Source organism: Modestobacter lacusdianchii (genome assembly GCF_054177765.1).
In genome coordinates, this window is sequence record NZ_JBJJTJ010000014.1 from 1 (window position 1) to 15311 (window position 15311).

Here is a 15311-nt window from a genome sequence, read left to right on the forward strand (position 1 = left end):
CCGCCGCCGGCGCCAGCGTGCCCTCGGCAAGCTCACCCCGGTCGAGTTCGAACTCGCCTTCACCACTCAGGCCGCTATCGCGGCATGATCAGTCCCAAGAACCGTCAACCGAAGCTGCAGCAGTCCCATCGTCTCGCGGATCACCGCTGTGTGGCGACAGGCAACCGCGCAAGAACTGACTGGGGAGCTGCGCCAGGTATTGGGCGTTGGCCTACCCGTCGGTCAGGAGGACTCGTTCCTGGAGCTGCTGCTGGGCTGGTGGTGGCGAGTGAGCGTCGATCTACTCTCGGGCGCCAGGGCCGGCGTGACCCGGCTACACCTTCGGCTCAAGCTCGATGATCTCCGCGACCAGTTTTCATCCCGGAACCTGCCGATGACTGTGGGTGCCGACGGTCTTCCAGAGTCTCTCGAGGGCCAACGCGACCGCATCTTCGCTCACCAGCTCGACTGGGTTGAGGCTGGTGACGACTTGTTGCTCATCGCAGTACGCGACTACTACCGTGCCTATGCTCAATCTCAGGATTGGGTCGAGAACAACATGATCGAGTTGGCGGAGCTAACCGCATACGAGCAACGCGTTATCGACGAGTGGAAGATGCAGTCCGCGTTGGTACGTCGGAGCCTTGGGTCGTCCCCTACGGAGGAGGACCTCAAGGACGCCGGGATGCGTCTCTACTTGGTGGCTATGAATCAGCCTGCCTCGATGCTCCGACCCAGTCTCACCGACCCCTTCTTCGCGCGCGGCACTCATCACTCCCTTGCAGATGCCGGAACTGTTGGCTGGCACCCAGACTTCGCTCAACGGCTTGAGGCTCTCCTCATGACCCGACTCCCATGACCCGTTGGGACGAGCAACCGCCAGCCGTCCGAGCAACACTGAACCCGCTGCTGGTCGCTGGAGTGCTCTCCTGGTCCAGTCGGGCGTACCAGGAGACTGCCGATCGGCAGCCGATGCCGTGGCCTTTGGCGTTCGTGGTGCCGTCCTTGGTGCTGCACGCGCCGTCTCGGGACGCACTCCCAGGCTCGACAGCTAAGCGATTTCTTGCGTGGCGAGACGAGAACGACCTGCTCGTGGCGGGGGTCCCGGCACGATGCCTAGCCCTCAGGCCCTTCACGCGGGCCGGCCTGCGTGCCGGGCTTCGGCACCGATTGCTGGAGATCAACGGCGCCGGTCTCCGGGGCCTACTTCCCCCCGCGCGAACCCCGAGCGACCTGCAGGCGCTGCAGCGCTCCTCAGCCCTTGTCGGTCGATGGCTCGCGCCGCTTCCGACGGCAACGGTGCTGGCCACACTGGGGGTGACACCCTAAGCCCGTGCAGCTCGAATCGATCATCGTGTGGGGCTGGAACAGCCCCGACCCGCGAGTGGTGCCCTTCAAGCCCGGCTTGAACGTGATCACGGGCGACTCCAAGACGGGCAAGAGCGCACTGCTCGACATCGTCGACTATTGCTTTGGTCGCTCCGAGGAGTCCATTGCCGGTGAGCGGATTAGGGAGGCAGTCTCCTGGTACGGAGTCCTACTGCGGACCGGCGACACTTTTCTGCTGATCGCTCGCCCGCGGCCTGCGCGCGGCGCCGCAACGAACCAACAAGCATTGCTCGTGGAGTCCACCAGCGGTCGGCTGCCGACCTTCGCAGAGCTGAAGGCCAACACCGACACCGCCAGCATGAGACGTCGACTCGGACAGGTGCTTGGGATCGGCGAGTTTCGCGCGCCCTCAGCAGACAATGCGCTTGGTGAGCCCAGTGCAGCTAGCGTCGGGCAGGCGATATTGCTCTGCCTTCAAAAGCAAGGAGAGGTCAGCAATCAGGACCTGCTGTTCCACCGGCAGACCGAACGTCGGCGTGCCGACGCTTTGAGGGACACACTTCCCTACTTCCTGGGCGCCGAGCGATGGGACCAAGCGGTCTGGCAGGCCCAGGCGCGGCAGGCGCGACGCATGGTCGAGGTTCAGTTGAACCGGTTGCGGGCTGCAGAAGCGCGCGATGCGGCCGTCGAGGCCGAGCTACAGGCACTGGTGCAGGAAGCCTTCGCGGTGGGCCTGGTGGACACCACCACGATCCAGTCCCGCGAACAGACCATCCGGACGCTGCGTGCTGCGACCATCCGCGTGGTGGGAACGACCTCGACGAGCCTCGATGGAACTGCGTTCGAGCGCCAACTCTCCCTACAGAACACACAGACCCGGCTTCGTCGGGAGCTGCGAGCTCTCCTTGAGGAGAGGGCTGCGCTCCGCGCGCTGGGGCAGGATGAGGATGGCTACGGCGCCGCCCTCGACCGACAGCAAACCGCCCTCCAGTCGTTGGACCTCGTCGCTCAGCCGGCTGAGGCCGCCGCAGAGCTGTGCCCGGTGTGCGGCCAGCAGCTCGAAGAACCAGACCCGAGCCTGGAAGAGATGCGCAGCTTCGCCACCCACCTGCGGGACGATTTGGCGGGCTTGGTTGGTCATCGACCACGCAGAGCGCAGGCGGTTGCGCGCGTTGAGGCGCAGGTTTCGACGGTCCAGGAACAGCTCACCGCAACCGACGCCGCACTGACTGCGCTGCAGGCCGCGACGAGCCCGCAGCTGTTCGGCTTGAGCCGCGCAGAAGAGGTGGCGTTCCACCGGGGACGGATCGACGCGTCGCTCGCGGGTATCGCGAGCGGCGCAGACGGGGCTGTCGAACGGGCCCGCGAGGCCTATGACGCCGCCCAACGCAACCTCGATTGGGCCGAGGAGCGCGCAGGTGAGTCAGAGTCCGACCTCGGTGCCCGTCTGGTGACCGTCAGCCAGTACATCACCGACATCGCCGCGAAACTCGATGTGGAGCACTCCGAGCGACCGGTCACCCTCGATGTCCGCAATCTCACCGCGGTAGTCAGCACCGGCTCTGGGCGCCTCCGTCTCAATCAGGTCGGCAGCGCCTCGAACTACCTCGGACTCCACCTAGCGGTCCATCTGGCCCTGCATCGCTTCTTCGTGGAGGAGGACAGACCGGTCCCTCGGTTTCTGATGCTTGACCAGCCGAGCCAACCCTTCTACCCACAGGATGACCCAACCAGGCAGCTCGGGGAGCTGCCGACAGGTGACAGTGATCGACAGGCGGTCCGCGACATGTACCGCCTGCTCCACAATTTCGCCGAAGAGCGCGAAGGATCGTTTCAGATCATCGTCAGCGACCATGTGAACCTGCGAGACGAGCCGTGGTTTGTGGCTGCCGTTGTGGAGGAGTGGCGAAACGGCCGAGCACTAATCCCGGAAACCTGGCGACCCCGGGACGAATCTTGAGCCTTTCCTCGTAATCTCACCGCCTCCCTAGGACGACAGGGAGACGAGTAGGCGGCGGGCCCTGGCGAATACTGATGACCTATCTTTCCATCCACCACGCAAAGGAGCGGCCGTGACGCCCAACATCTCCCAAGGCAGCGGAACCTGGGTCGCTGGCACCCAGCCGTGGGTGCGCCAGGTCGCACCCTCCGGCTATTCGGCGTCGGCGGCGCATGGCCAGGGCGTGCGGTGCTACTTCTGCGGCCACGACACCGCGAAGGTCTCCGGATCGGACGTGCAGAACGACACCGGGCGTGTCGAGGTCTACTGCGACAACACTGACTGCGATGCCCGGACGGTCACGATCCTCGTCGAGAAGGACGGAGCCAGGGCCGCGCAGCGAGCGGATGTCCGCGCGCTCCACGTCATCGACTCGGCTGGCCCCGCGGGCAATCCCACCAGCTACCCAAGCGGCCTCGCCGTTCAGGCCCCGCCGCCGCCCACGCCGGGCAGCACAACAGTGGCTCGACGAACGAACCGGAGTCCGCTGCAGTTGACGATTCCCTGAGCAATCTGGGCGTAATCCCCGTCGTTACTCGCGATCCCGAAGTGGCGTGCGCCATGCTCAGCCTGGCGCGACGGGGGGCGCAACGAGACTCGGTCAGCTCCCTGGGGCCACGACCACCATTGATCACCTCGAATCCGCTCTCGGCCACGACAAAACCATGCGCTCGGCAGGTCATGAAGTGGCCGGCGGCGATACGTCGGACGTCAGGATCACCGAGAGCGCCCAGCAGCCTCGCCTGGCCGGCGACCTGGTCCCGCCCGGTCGAGACGTTGTCCATGTCCCAGAGGAGGGTGACAGGCCCCGGCGTCCATCGGATCGGCAGTCCGGCTGTTACGGGCTGCGAATGAACTACGGCCTTGACAGTTCGGGACGACGTGAGGCCACGCGGCCGCGCACCACGTGCCGCGCGGCCGGGCAGGCAGCCCGACGTGCGACCTAATGCCTACCCGTCGGCGGCGCAGCGAATAAGGGTGAGGTGCCGCCGACGACCGATACGGGCCGGTCGAGATACGCCCTGGTCGGCAGCGGCGCCCTCTGTCGACTCGGGGGCACCGCTGCCTGACGCCGGATACCCCGGCGGTGCGAAAGGATCGACCCCGTCCAGTGACGCGTAGCGGTAGGCGACGTTCTGCTTGGGTCCACCGTCTCTCGCCGGCGGCCGGTACCCCGGGGGTGCAGCGAAGGGGTCGATGTCCTGCGCGGTGCCGCCGTTGGACGCGACTCTTGCAGTGGAGTTCGTGGTTCCCTCGGTGGAGCTCAGACCGTAGATAGGCAGGTCGATGACCTGGACGCCGTAGACCTCGATCTGCCCGTCGGGGATCGCATAGCCCAGCGCGTCGCCCGCTTCGGCGCGCAACACCTCGGCGTCGCGCTCGGCTGCATCTCGGCTGGCGTAGGCGACGCGGCTGACAGCAACGCCCGAGTCAAGGATCAGCCACACGCTGGCTTCCGTCATACGCAATTCCTCCACCTCACGGGACCTGGAAGCCCAGGGGCGTGGACCGTATCCGCAGGTACCGACACTTTGAGGCGTTCACCCACTCGGTCGGTCATACGGCGCATGGGAAGGGACTGCCCGGGGTTCGGTTGACTCCGGGCGTCTCGTGGACCCGAAGACCTTCACGTCCCCAGCCGTCGAGCGCGGCGCGCCGACAGACTAGGGACATGGACGCGACAGGGGACTCACGCCTCCGACAGCGGTTGGTCGGCTTGCAGGATGAGGTAGCCGAAGCGGCGCCAGCGTTCACGCTGGCAGCCGACTCGGTCGCCGACTCCCTTCTCAACTACCTGGACGTCGTCTACGACGGCGAGCCCGGCCCCGCGGAGAGCTTTCCGACCATCTTCAGTCAGGCGTGCAACGACCTTCTTGATCTGTTGGCTGCGGTCATCGCCGGCCATGGCCGCCCAGCGATGCGGGCCGCGCGAGCGGTGTTCGAGTCGGCGATCGCCTTGCTCGACGTCACCACGGACGGCAGCGCGGACAAGCGGTACATGGACCATCTGTGGGTCACCGCCTATCTGGAGTCCGGCCTGTCACTCGGGGAAGACTTGCTAACGCCGGGAGAGCGGGCCGCTGAGGAAGATCGTCGCCGGCGCTATCGGGCAAGCGCCCAGGAGGCGTACGCGGAGCTGGTGTCGGATAAGGGCTACGGCAAACGTTTCGTCAATGGGTGGGCCCGAGGCGACCTCGCGGCCCGCGCCCGGGCGCACGGTCACGAGCATCTGTACGCGCCATACAAGGTGACATCCGGCGTCATCCACGCCGGTGCCGGTGGCGGCTACGGCACCGAGAACCTGATCAGTGGCCGACAGATCGTCCGCACCGGACCGGCATTGGCGATCTGCCCTCTGGCGGCGATCTATGGGCTCAGGAGCTTCCGCCTCCTGGTTCCTGCCCGAGAGCAGGATGCTGGTCACCCGTTGACGGTCCTGCTGATCGATGCCATGGATCACTTGGAGGGGGCGTGGCCTGCGTATCGCCGGGCCATGATGGAGCTAGACGCACGCTTGTGGCCCACCAATCCGCCAGAGCAAGGTCTAGTTGCCGTGGCTCAGGTATCGGTTGATGGATCCGTGGCCTGGTACGTCGCGAACCAGCGAAGCAAGCGCCTTGCCCCCACCAGCGCCCCCGCGCACCTCCCGGTGGGCTTCGACCTTCTCGTGCGAGCTACCAAGGAGGTCGGCGGTCCCCCTGGAGCCTCCGCCTTCTTCATGATCGATGGCGTGCTGGCGACCGTGCCAGCTGAGCCAACGTGGACGGAGCTAGAAGAACTGGCGTCTGGCGCGATCATGATGCGCGTTGAACTGCCTGACGACCGCACTTGAGACTCAGCGTCCACGAGCAGAGGGAGCCTGACCACCATCCCCCAGTCGCGCACCGGTCGGCCGGCCGCGGGGGCCACCGTCGCGCGCAGGCTGTCGACGCTGGCCGGGTTTGCGACATCGGCGTCCACGACGCCCAGATGCTTACCCACTCCCTGTCGCCTCGGTCCGCCGGCCCCGCAGGTCGACGACCACCGCTACATCGCTCCCCAAGCACTGCACTCCGCAGCTGCACACCGGGCAGGCGCGCCTCAACGCACCTGGAAGTCAATCCCTGCAGTCGTGGCAGTGAACTCGTCGAGGCGCACCGTGACCGTCAGCGTCCAGGTGCCCTTCGTGGGGATGGACATGGCCTCGCTGACCGAGTGTCCGGGGCCCGCTGGCTGCAGGTCCACGGGAAGGGGGCCGATCTCTTGTGCCGACGCGGTCAACGACACACGGAGGTCCTGCGCCTGCGTCAGCTGGTTCGCTTCATCGAAGAGGTAGAGGTGGAGCGTGTTGGTCCCTGTGGCAGCCGGCTCAATGGACAGCTGGACCTGCCCCAGGCCGGTCGCACCGTTGGAGTCCACGAGGGGAACGGTGACGTCGACGGGCTGCGCGGCGGCGGACTTGGCCGGCGGAGTTCCAACGAGGACTGCGGAGAGCGCCAGGATCAACGCGACCACCGCGGCCTCGACGAGGACGGACCGACGCAAGACGCGCTGTTGCTGCTCCGATGGTGAGTCTTCGGCAGCTCGGTTCTCCGGCGGGGCGTCCGACCCGGCGGGCGGTCGGGCGCCCACGGTCGCGGCGGCCATCGCGAGTTCTCTCACCAACGGAGTGACCGGCCCGTGGTGGCGGTGCACCCAGGCACGCGACGTCGCCGCGACGGCCAGCAGAGCGATCACCAACGCGACTTTCCCGATGAGCACCCATCCGTAGGTGGTGGTGATCAACGCTGAGGGAGCGCCGACCTCGCGGACGGACTGCACGACCCCAGTGGCGATCAGTGCGGCAACCGCAGCCGCGGCCACTTGGGAGAACCTGGCGACGGCGGTCGCCTGCTGCCTGGGGTCCACGCCCGGTCGGAGCACGCCACCGAGAAGGCCGACGAGCCCGCCCGTCCAGACCGCCATGGCGGCGACATGAACCGACGTGACGACGATCGCGAAGGCCGGGAGCGCCCCAGCCACCGGGTGACCCACCGCTGCGAACGTGGCCACCAGTGCTGCAGCCGCGATTGAGGTGACCGCGAGCGCCGCGCGGCGTGGCACCCGTCCGCTGCGCCAGGCCGACGTCAGGAGCACGGCCAGGAGGACAGCGAGCGCCGCCCGGCTCAGGAGGACAGCGCCGAACGTCGACGAGGCGGTTGCCTGCAGCAGGGTCGGGTTCGCGATCGAGCCGAGGCCGCTGCCGGCCGCGTAGGCACCCTGGAGGGCGAGCCCGCCGAGTGCCGTGAGGGCGACCGCGACGAGCCCGAAGCTGGTGAGGCGGCGCAGGAGCGGGGCATTCCAGCCGCCCGCCCAGCAGACGAGGAGGAGGACAGGGATGCCGACGCCCAGGGCAACGCCAGCGAACCCCAGCCAGCGGGTGATCATCAGAGCGACTGCCACCGGCCGGTTGGAGTCGTCAGGGACGTCGACGTCGGTCGCGGCCACCAGTTCGGCATCGCCGACGACGAACGCATAGGCCCCGGCGATGGGGTGCGAGTCGGCGGACAGGACGCGGTAGGTCACCACGTAGCTCGCCTCGGGGAGATCGTCTTGCAGTGGGATCCGGACCTCGGCGCCGTTCACCGATGGCGACCCGGTGTCCAGGCGCTCGCCGTCGGCGCCCAGCACACGGGCGTAGCCAGCGTCGAGGGACATGCTCTCGCTGAACTCGAGCGTGACCTCCGTCGGCGGCTGGTCCAGACGGGCCCCGTCGATGGGTGACGTCGTGACCAGCTCCGCGTGGGCCGAGGCCGGCCGGGCCGTCGCGACGTCCAGGAGCAGACCTAAGACGACCATGACCCCCAGCGTCAGGACGAAGCCGGCCAATCGCCTCACGCGCGCACCCTGCCGTGGATCAGCGGTCGCCAACCGCCGGGCGTCCGCTCCCGCCAGGCCAGCACACCGACGGTTGCGACACCGGCGAGGACGAGCAGGTGGCCAGCGGCCCGCTCGATGTGCACCATCCCCGCGGACAGGTCGGACACGGTGAGAACGGTCAGCAGCAGCGTGAACGCAGCCAGGAACGGCAGAGCGCCCGCGGCGAGGCGCGGAGCGGCAGCAACGGCCAGGAACGAGACGGCGACAGCGAGGCTCCATGCCCCGGTCTCATGGGCGACATGGGTCGGGGCGCCCATGACGCCGGTCGCTGCGGACAACGCCGGTAGCGCGAGGGCGCCTTGTCCGACCCCGACAGCGAGCAGCACGAGCCGTAGCGCGAGGTCCCCGAGTCCAGCACCGATTCGTCGTGCAGTTGGCGGGTGGGCGTCTCGTAGCGCGAGCAGCACGCCATGAGTGACGTCCGGGATGGACTCGGCCACGGCCAGCCGGGTTCGGCGCGTCACCTGCTGCGCCTGCTCCTCCCACCGCGTGCAGTGCGAACAGGCCGCGAGGTGACGCGTCAGCATGGCCTCAGCGAGCCCGAGCGACTCGCCGTCCAGCCGGGCGGAGATGGCCTCGCGGTATGGCCCGCACCCGTCATCGTGCGTCTGACCGTTCATGAGGCGCTCCCGGTTCGTTCTGCTCGATAGTGCGTGAGGCGGACGCGGTGCAGGCGCGGCCGGACTGCCTGCGTCGGAACCACAGGGCCGCACCTGCCAGTGCGGCAACGGCGACGATGGCACCGATCACCCAGCCGGTGGAGGGCGATTCCTCGTCAGTGGCAGCTGCCGGCTTGGCAGTGACCTCAGCGTCCGCCGAGGGCTCGGCCGTGGCGCTCGGACTCGGTGTGGCCGAGGTCTGGGCCGGCGACGGAGCCGGAACGGCTGCCGGTGCCACCGCGATCGCGGGTGCCGGGCTCTCCGGCTCAGGGTTGTCAGCCGTCGGCAGCTCGATCCAGGCGTCCTCGGAGCCGTCGGAGTACCGCACGAGGGTCTTGAAGGGCACCTGGGCAGCGGCGTCCACCGGAAGCTGGGTGATCGTGATGCCGAACTCGGCGTCGACGCCAGTGGCGATGGCCGGACCGGCTATCTCGTACCCGTCGTTCGTGGGGCTGAGGACCCAGCCGTCCGGCCCTGAGGCGAGGGAGACCGATGACGGAGCTAGGCCAGCGGGCAGCTGCGTCTTGACGCCCGTGATGCCGGCCGTGGGCGACTCGGCCTCGACCGTGAAGGCAACGACGACCGGCCCGGCTCCAGCCTGGGCTCCTGGCGAACTGGCCTCGACGTGCGCACTCGCCGGAGCGGCACCGAGGACGACGAATGCCAACACGGCGGTCATGGGGAGGAGCACCCGGCGGACGGTGGGAGGGAAGAGGAACATCACGCTCTCTCAGTCGTCCGGGTCGCCCCGCTGGTTCCAAGTACTACGACACAACTTCGTAGTCGTTCCCGACCGCCGCCCGGTCCCCCGGCCACGTTCGAGAGGTCGCGTCAACCCGAGCGGGGCGCGTACATGATGACGGCGACACCGGCCAGGCAGATCGCGGCTCCGAGCACGTCGGCACGATCCGGGCGGTAGCCGTCCGCCACCATGCCCCACACCAGCGATCCGGCCACGAAGATGCCGCCATAGGCGGCGAGGATGCGCCCGAACTCGGCGTCCGGTTGCAGTGTGGCGACCAGGCCGTAGAGACCGAGCGCGATGGCCCCGAGACCGACCCACAGCCAGCCGCGGTGCTCCCGGATTCCCTGCCAGACCAGCCACGCACCACCGATCTCGAAGAGGGCGGCGACGACGAACAGTCCGATGGAGCGAGCGACGAGCATCTGGGTCCGTTCTCGACAGAGCACACGGTCAGGGCGAGAAGAGCTGGTCGATCAGCGACGTCGCCTCCGGCGGCGCCGTGACCTCGACGCGTAGACCTGTGCCGTCCAGCTGCAGGCGGAAGGTCAGGAAGGGGCAGCACTCGTGCTCCTCACTGACCAGGAGCATGACCGCCTCGACCGCCCGGCGTGGGAGGTGCAGGGCGTAACCGCCGTCCACTGCCGTCCGCGGCGCGTTCCCGAGCGCTTGGCGCCACCTGACGATGCGCTCCGCGTAGTCGGCACCGGTCAGCGAGCATGCGATCGCCTCGGTGGGCGTCGGCGGGGACTCGGCGGAGTCATCGGGCTGCACGCCCGTCGGGTCGTGCAGGAAAGAGCACCCACGGTCACAACGGGACGACCGGTCCGGGAGCGCATCGAGGTGCTCGAGCGCTGACATCAGTTCCCGCTCGAAGTCGGCTAGCAGCCGGCGCTGAACTGCTGCCTCCTCCAGACGAGCCGTGAGCCTTGGACGGAACTGGGCGCGGACGTCGCGGCACGCGCCGCCTTCCCAGAACCCCAGCAGCTCCCGGATTTCGCGCAACGGCAGCCCGAGGTGCTTCGCCGTGCCGATGAAGGCCAACCGGTCGACCGCTGTCCGCCCGTAGACCCGGTACCCCGCGCCTGTGCGGCCCGCCGGCAGCAGACCCTCCTGCTCGTAGAACCGCAGGGTTGTGGCCGGTACACCACTGACCTCGGCCAGCTGCGAGATACGCATCCCCTCCACGAGCGGACCGTAGAGCTTCGACCCCACTCGAAGGTCAAGGACGCCAGCCCCGCGACTCAGCTCGCCTACCGTCAGTCCGGGTAGAGGAGGTCTTCGCGCGGCTTCGCGTGGGCGGCTTGGTGGGCTGCCAGCAGCGATCGGAGGCCGCGCAGCGCGGTCACCGTTCGTTCGCCGTCCGACGCCTGGAGGGCGAGCACAGCGAGTTCGTCCCCGTTGCGGAGCTGCAAGCTGGCCCATGAGGACTTCTCCTCGAACCGGACGGCGGCGACCCGCTCCCAGGGGACGTCCTGCGAGGTGGCGATGTTGCGCACTCGGACACCGTGCTCGTCGGCGTCGACCCGGGGCCGGCCGAAGAGCAGCACCCCTACGGCCACGGCGAGGCCCAGGCCGAACATCGCCACTTGGTCCGCCGGGCCGAAGGCCACGACTCCGACGGATGACGAGGGAAGCCTGAGGACGACCACGGTGGTGACGGCGAGGACTGCGAGGGCAGCCGCTGTGACCACCAGCCGTAGGAGACGCGGCACGGCGGTCACTCGCGTCGGGGTCGGGACATCGGACGGCTTGCCGGCCTGCATTTCTCTCCAGTCATGGTCGGTGGCTGGAACAGCTGACGCGGATCCTGCGGTGGCGTCCCAGCTACCACGCGGACGCGGTGGTTGACGTCGGACAACCGACGCGCGACCTGTAGCGTCCCCTACGAGCGAAGATAGTAGGTCACCGGACAGGTCGCCTTCGCTCGTGAGCCGTCTACTCCTGACGAGGAGCGCAATGAGCGCGAACTTGAAGATCTCCGCCGCCCTGGTCGCAGTTTTCGTCGTGGGGCTCGGGGTGTTCGGACTCGTCCGCAGCCAGGGCGAAGAGGACGTACCCGCTGCCGCCGCGCCGGCCGTCGTCCGGGAGGACAGCCACCGACTGTCCACGGCTGCGAACAGTCGGGTGACCCTGGTCGAGTTCCTGGACTTCGAGTGCGAGGGCTGCCTGGCTGCCTACCCCTTCGTCGAAGAGCTCCGCCAGCTCTACGACGGGCGGATCACCTTCGTGGCCCGCTACTTCCCGATGCCCGGCCACGCCAACGCAGAGAACGCTGCGGTCGCCGTCGAGGCCGCCGCCCAGCAAGGCCGCTTCGAGGACATGTACGCCCGGATGTTCGAGACACAGACCGAGTGGGGCGAGAAGCAGGAGTCACAGGCAGCGGTGTTCCGCGGCTTCGCTGAGGACATGGGACTCGACCTGGCAGCCTTCGACGCCGCAGTAGCGGACCCGGCGACGCTGGAACGCGTACTGCGGGACCGAGCGGACGGGATCGCTCTCGGGGTGGAGGGCACGCCCACGTTCTTCCTGAACGGCGAGAAGCTGACGGTCACCACCACCGACGAGTTCATCGAGCAGGTCGATGCAGCTCTCGCTGACTGAACCGGTCCGCGACCCCGCGGCGACCGCCGACGCCGATCGCCGCAGCGAGGCGACCCCGTCGGTCGGTGGCCTGACGGATCGCGGACTCGCTTGGCTGTTGCTCCTCGGCGGGGCCGTCGGGCTGACGGCGTCCTTCGTACTCGCCGTCGAGAAGTACGCACTGCTCGTCGATCCCAGTTACGTACCCACCTGCAGCCTGAACCCGGTGCTCAGTTGCGGTTCGATCATGGCGAGCACCCAGGCGGCGGCCTTCGGTTTTCCCAACCCCCTGCTCGGGGTCGCCGGCTTCTCTGTGGTCGCCACCGTCGGCGCCGCGGCATTGTCCGGCGCGCGACTCGCCCCCTGGTTCTGGGCTGGTCTCCAACTCGGAGTCACCGGCGGCGTGCTCTTCGTGCACTGGCTGATCTTCAACAGCCTGTATCGCATCGGCGCCTTGTGTCCCTACTGCATGGTCGTCTGGGCGGTGACGATCCCCCTCTTCTGGTACGTCTCGCTGCGCAACGTCGGTCTCGTGGCAGGGCGACTCCCTCGACGGCTCTCCACCGTGCTGCTGGCGGCGCAGCGGTTTCACGGCGCGGCGCTCACCGCGTGGTTCCTCATCATCGCCATGGCGATCATCGAGGCCTTCTGGCTGTACTGGAGCACTCTCCTTGCCTGACCACCCGCCCCACGTCCCACCAGGGACGAGAGGCTCATGAGCACCCTCGGTGACGCGTTCGCCGACATCGTCAGCGACGGCTCTCTTCTCCTGGCGGCAAGCGTGGCCGCGCTCGCCGGGCTGCTCAGCTTCGCATCGCCGTGCGTCCTGCCGCTCGTGCCCGGCTACCTGGCTTACGTCGCCGGGCTGACCGGCGCCGCGACCGGGGCGAGTGGCCCCCGGGAAGAGGTGAGCACGGGTACGACCCCCGCTCCCGCCACAGTGACGACTGCAGCCAGGAGCGACGTGAGCGAGCGTCGACGCGTCGTCCTCGGAGCCCTGCTGTTCGTCTTGGGCTTCACCGTCGTGTTCGTGTCGTTCGGCGCTCTCTTCGGAGGACTCGGACGACTGCTGCTCGACTGGGCGCCGGTGCTCACGCGGGTCATGGGCGTGGTCACCATCGTCATGGGCCTGGCGTTCCTCGGCGGTCTGCCCTGGCTGCAGCGGGAGCGCCGCATCACCCGGCGCCCGCCGGCTGGTCTGGCCGGCGCCCCCCTGCTGGGCGTCGTGTTCGGCCTCGGGTGGACGCCCTGTCTCGGACCGACCCTCTCCGCCGTCAACACCCTCGCCTACACGGAGGCATCCGCCGGGCGAGGTGCCGCTCTGGGCCTTGCGTACTGCATCGGGCTGGGCGTCCCGTTCCTGTTGGTGGCACTGGGAGCCCGGCGAGCACTCTCACTGTCGGCCTTCGCCAGGCGGCACGCCCCGACCGTGATGCGCATCGGCGGTGCGCTGCTCCTCGTTCTGGGACTGCTGCTGGTCAGTGGACTGTGGGACGGGATGATGCTGTGGCTGCGGTCCTGGTTGGCCGCCACCGGGCTCGGCACCTCGTCCATCTGACCGCCCCTGGGGCCGGAGCGACACAAGGTCGGTCCTCAGCGGAGGAGTTCGTACTCATCCTCCGCGTCGCGCGGCTGGTCAGCGTCGACCGGCGACGACTCCCGGCTCCTTGCCTGCCGGACATCGAGGAGACCGTCCACCACCAGGAAGCCCAGCAGCGTCCAGCCGAACCAGGGCAACGCCCACCCCAGCGCCACAGCGGCGCCGAGCACGACGACCAGCGCCGCCGGGTGGACGCCGCGCCAAGCGCCCCGCCGCGGCGCTCGGCCGACCCGGGCACCGTCACGGCGCGGACGGCGCTGCCACCAGGACCGGTATCCCCAGAAGATGACGCACAGCAGCCCCAAGGCCAACGCGGCGAGCAGCAGCTGATTCACCGGACCGAAGAGCAGCCCCATGTGTGCCGCGATGCCCAACGTCGACAACTTGGACAGGACCGGCCGGTCTGACCAGAGGTTCGCGTCGAAGATCTCGCCGGTCTCCGGGTCCACGGCCACCTCGTCCTGTTGCACCGGCCAGCGATCGTCGTCCTCCGCCACCGTCCACGCGCTGCCAGGCCCGGCAGGAGTCACCACGTATGGCGCGCTGATGCCAGCGTCCGAGGTCGCCGCAACCACAGCCTCGAGCTGTCCCACGTCCAGTGCGACGGCTGCGGCACCGCCGTGCCCGGCGTGCTCGCCTGCGGTCGGGTCACCGGGCCCTTCGATCACGGTCTGCACGCCGGGGTTGGTGGCGTCCAGTGACGTCAGCAGCGAGCTGAAGCGCTCACCGGCGAACCGCGACCAGGTCAACCCGGTCATGGACAGGAACAGGAGACCGACGAGCAGCCACACACCGATCGCGCCGTGCCAGGACAGGGTGCGCCGCCGGCCGGTGGCCGACATATCGGGAAGCAGAGTCCGGCGGATGCGCGATGTCGTTCGGCGCCGGCGCAGCCAGAGCACCAGCCCACCGAGGGCGACCACCCAGAGCCAGCTGGCGGCGATCTCGGAGTAGTGCCGTCCCAGGTCGCCCAGGAGCAGGTTGCGGTGCAGGTCGTCCAGTGCGGTGACTGCCGGGGTCGATCCGAACCAGGTGACCAGCTCACCGGCCACCTCCCCGGTGTAGGGGTCGACGTAGACGCTGCGTTCCCGGTCGTTCGTCAGAGTCGGATCACTGAAGGTCACCGTCGTCGTCCGGTCCGGAGCGTCTGACACGCGAACGGAGGCGATGTCCAGACCGGTCTCGAAGGTCTGAGCCGCCGCCACTTGCTCGCCCAGCGGAAGGGTCCGGTCACCGACTTCCGCCACCCACAGCTCGTCGGCGTAGAGCACCCGGTCGATCTGCGGAGAGAGGGTGTACAGGAGCCCGGTGACGGCGGCCGCGATCAGGAAGGGCGCCACGAGGACTCCCGCGTAGAAGTGGAGCCGCATGAGCAACGGGACGAGGCCACCTCGCTGCGCCGGTCGGACCCCCGATGCGACGACAGTCGGCGCTTTCGTCGAGTCATCGGGTGTGTACGGCGTGGTCGACACGTGTCGCCTCTCGGTGATCGGAGGCGACCGATCGGAGCCGCCGGGGAGA

General features: G+C 68.5%; 16 protein-coding genes. 8 read left to right on the top strand and 8 right to left on the bottom strand.

What is annotated here, in order from left to right; translation table 11 throughout:
• Window positions 1-268 precede the first annotated feature (268 nt).
• The 4 genes from ACJTNH_RS11855 to ACJTNH_RS11870 all read left to right on the top strand — a co-directional run bounded on the left by ACJTNH_RS11855 (window position 269) and on the right by ACJTNH_RS11870 (window position 3815).
• Window positions 269-838, top strand: coding sequence for an ABC-three component system protein (locus tag ACJTNH_RS11855; protein ID WP_458175853.1), 570 nt, complete (start codon window positions 269-271; stop codon window positions 836-838).
• Entirely contained in the window at window positions 835-1308 is a 474-nt protein-coding gene (locus ACJTNH_RS11860; protein WP_458175855.1) for a three component ABC system middle component, read from the top strand. Before ACJTNH_RS11855 ends, ACJTNH_RS11860 begins: the two co-directional genes overlap by 4 nt.
• Before the next feature lie 4 nt (window positions 1309-1312).
• Window positions 1313-3268, top strand: a complete 1956-nt coding sequence (locus tag ACJTNH_RS11865; RefSeq protein ID WP_458175857.1) for a DUF3732 domain-containing protein — start codon at window positions 1313-1315, stop codon at window positions 3266-3268.
• 112 nt (window positions 3269-3380) lie between these two features.
• The gene (locus tag ACJTNH_RS11870) at window positions 3381-3815 is read left to right on the top strand and encodes a hypothetical protein (protein ID WP_458175859.1); all 435 of its coding nucleotides are present in this window, start codon (window positions 3381-3383) and stop codon (window positions 3813-3815) included.
• A 442-nt stretch (window positions 3816-4257) separates the two neighbouring features.
• Here ACJTNH_RS11870 and ACJTNH_RS11875 read toward each other — a convergent pair whose 3' ends face one another.
• Entirely contained in the window at window positions 4258-4785 is a 528-nt protein-coding gene (locus ACJTNH_RS11875) for a hypothetical protein (RefSeq protein WP_458175861.1), read from the bottom strand.
• Between the two features lie 194 nt (window positions 4786-4979).
• Between ACJTNH_RS11875 and ACJTNH_RS11880 the strand changes: the two genes are divergently transcribed.
• Complete coding sequence (locus tag ACJTNH_RS11880; protein ID WP_458175863.1) at window positions 4980-6140, top strand: hypothetical protein; 1161 nt, start codon at window positions 4980-4982, stop codon at window positions 6138-6140.
• 248 nt (window positions 6141-6388) lie between these two features.
• Here ACJTNH_RS11880 and ACJTNH_RS11885 read toward each other — a convergent pair whose 3' ends face one another.
• The 6 genes from ACJTNH_RS11885 to ACJTNH_RS11910 all read right to left on the bottom strand — a co-directional run bounded on the left by ACJTNH_RS11885 (window position 6389) and on the right by ACJTNH_RS11910 (window position 11220).
• Window positions 6389-8164 carry a copper resistance CopC/CopD family protein gene (locus ACJTNH_RS11885; RefSeq protein WP_458175865.1) on the bottom strand — a complete coding sequence of 592 codons (1776 nt, stop codon included), beginning with the start codon at window positions 8162-8164 and terminating at the stop codon, window positions 6389-6391.
• On the bottom strand, window positions 8161-8826 hold the full coding sequence (locus ACJTNH_RS11890) for a zf-HC2 domain-containing protein (RefSeq protein ID WP_458175867.1): 666 nt from the start codon (window positions 8824-8826) through the stop codon (window positions 8161-8163). Before ACJTNH_RS11890 ends, ACJTNH_RS11885 begins: the two co-directional genes overlap by 4 nt.
• Window positions 8804-9586 (bottom strand): DUF1775 domain-containing protein, encoded by a 783-nt coding sequence (locus tag ACJTNH_RS11895; RefSeq protein WP_458176031.1) that lies wholly within the window; start codon window positions 9584-9586, stop codon window positions 8804-8806. The genes ACJTNH_RS11890 and ACJTNH_RS11895 overlap by 23 nt, the downstream gene beginning before the upstream one ends.
• A 110-nt stretch (window positions 9587-9696) precedes the next feature.
• Window positions 9697-10032, bottom strand: a complete 336-nt coding sequence (locus ACJTNH_RS11900; RefSeq protein WP_458175869.1) for a YnfA family protein — start codon at window positions 10030-10032, stop codon at window positions 9697-9699.
• A 28-nt stretch (window positions 10033-10060) separates the two neighbouring features.
• Window positions 10061-10786 carry a MerR family transcriptional regulator gene (locus tag ACJTNH_RS11905; protein ID WP_458176033.1) on the bottom strand — a complete coding sequence of 242 codons (726 nt, stop codon included), beginning with the start codon at window positions 10784-10786 and terminating at the stop codon, window positions 10061-10063.
• A gap of 80 nt (window positions 10787-10866) precedes the next feature.
• Window positions 10867-11220 carry a PH domain-containing protein gene (locus tag ACJTNH_RS11910; RefSeq protein ID WP_458175871.1) on the bottom strand — a complete coding sequence of 118 codons (354 nt, stop codon included), beginning with the start codon at window positions 11218-11220 and terminating at the stop codon, window positions 10867-10869.
• A gap of 346 nt (window positions 11221-11566) precedes the next feature.
• Here ACJTNH_RS11910 and ACJTNH_RS11915 point away from each other — a divergent pair, with 346 nt between their 5' ends.
• Genes ACJTNH_RS11915 through ACJTNH_RS11925 form a run of 3 tightly spaced genes read left to right on the top strand, consistent with a single transcriptional unit; the run spans window position 11567 to window position 13748 of the window.
• A complete protein-coding gene (locus ACJTNH_RS11915) occupies window positions 11567-12211 on the top strand; it encodes a DsbA family protein (RefSeq protein WP_458175873.1) in 645 nt (214 codons plus the stop codon).
• Window positions 12192-12869 (top strand): vitamin K epoxide reductase family protein, encoded by a 678-nt coding sequence (locus ACJTNH_RS11920; protein WP_458175875.1) that lies wholly within the window; start codon window positions 12192-12194, stop codon window positions 12867-12869. Before ACJTNH_RS11915 ends, ACJTNH_RS11920 begins: the two co-directional genes overlap by 20 nt.
• Window positions 12870-12905: 36 nt before the next feature.
• A complete protein-coding gene (locus ACJTNH_RS11925) occupies window positions 12906-13748 on the top strand; it encodes a cytochrome c biogenesis CcdA family protein (protein ID WP_458175877.1) in 843 nt (280 codons plus the stop codon).
• A gap of 35 nt (window positions 13749-13783) precedes the next feature.
• Here the strand turns inward: ACJTNH_RS11925 and ACJTNH_RS11930 are convergent, their stop codons facing one another.
• Window positions 13784-15160, bottom strand: coding sequence for a PepSY-associated TM helix domain-containing protein (locus ACJTNH_RS11930; RefSeq protein WP_458176035.1), 1377 nt, complete (start codon window positions 15158-15160; stop codon window positions 13784-13786).
• Between the last annotated feature and the right edge of the window lie 151 nt (window positions 15161-15311).

Coding starts and splice junctions, on each gene's coding strand:
- ACJTNH_RS11860 (WP_458175855.1), top strand. CDS start 835: ATGACCCGTTGGGACGAGCAACCGCCAGCCGTCCGAGCAACACTGAAC.
- ACJTNH_RS11880 (WP_458175863.1), top strand. CDS start 4,980: ATGGACGCGACAGGGGACTCACGCCTCCGACAGCGGTTGGTCGGCTTG.
- ACJTNH_RS11890 (WP_458175867.1), bottom strand. CDS start 8,826: ATGAACGGTCAGACGCACGATGACGGGTGCGGGCCATACCGCGAGGCC.
- ACJTNH_RS11895 (WP_458176031.1), bottom strand. CDS start 9,586: ATGTTCCTCTTCCCTCCCACCGTCCGCCGGGTGCTCCTCCCCATGACC.
- ACJTNH_RS11900 (WP_458175869.1), bottom strand. CDS start 10,032: ATGCTCGTCGCTCGCTCCATCGGACTGTTCGTCGTCGCCGCCCTCTTC.
- ACJTNH_RS11905 (WP_458176033.1), bottom strand. CDS start 10,786: ATGCGTATCTCGCAGCTGGCCGAGGTCAGTGGTGTACCGGCCACAACC.
- ACJTNH_RS11915 (WP_458175873.1), top strand. CDS start 11,567: ATGAGCGCGAACTTGAAGATCTCCGCCGCCCTGGTCGCAGTTTTCGTC.
- ACJTNH_RS11920 (WP_458175875.1), top strand. CDS start 12,192: ATGCAGCTCTCGCTGACTGAACCGGTCCGCGACCCCGCGGCGACCGCC.
- ACJTNH_RS11925 (WP_458175877.1), top strand. CDS start 12,906: ATGAGCACCCTCGGTGACGCGTTCGCCGACATCGTCAGCGACGGCTCT.
- ACJTNH_RS11930 (WP_458176035.1), bottom strand. CDS start 15,160: ATGCGGCTCCACTTCTACGCGGGAGTCCTCGTGGCGCCCTTCCTGATC.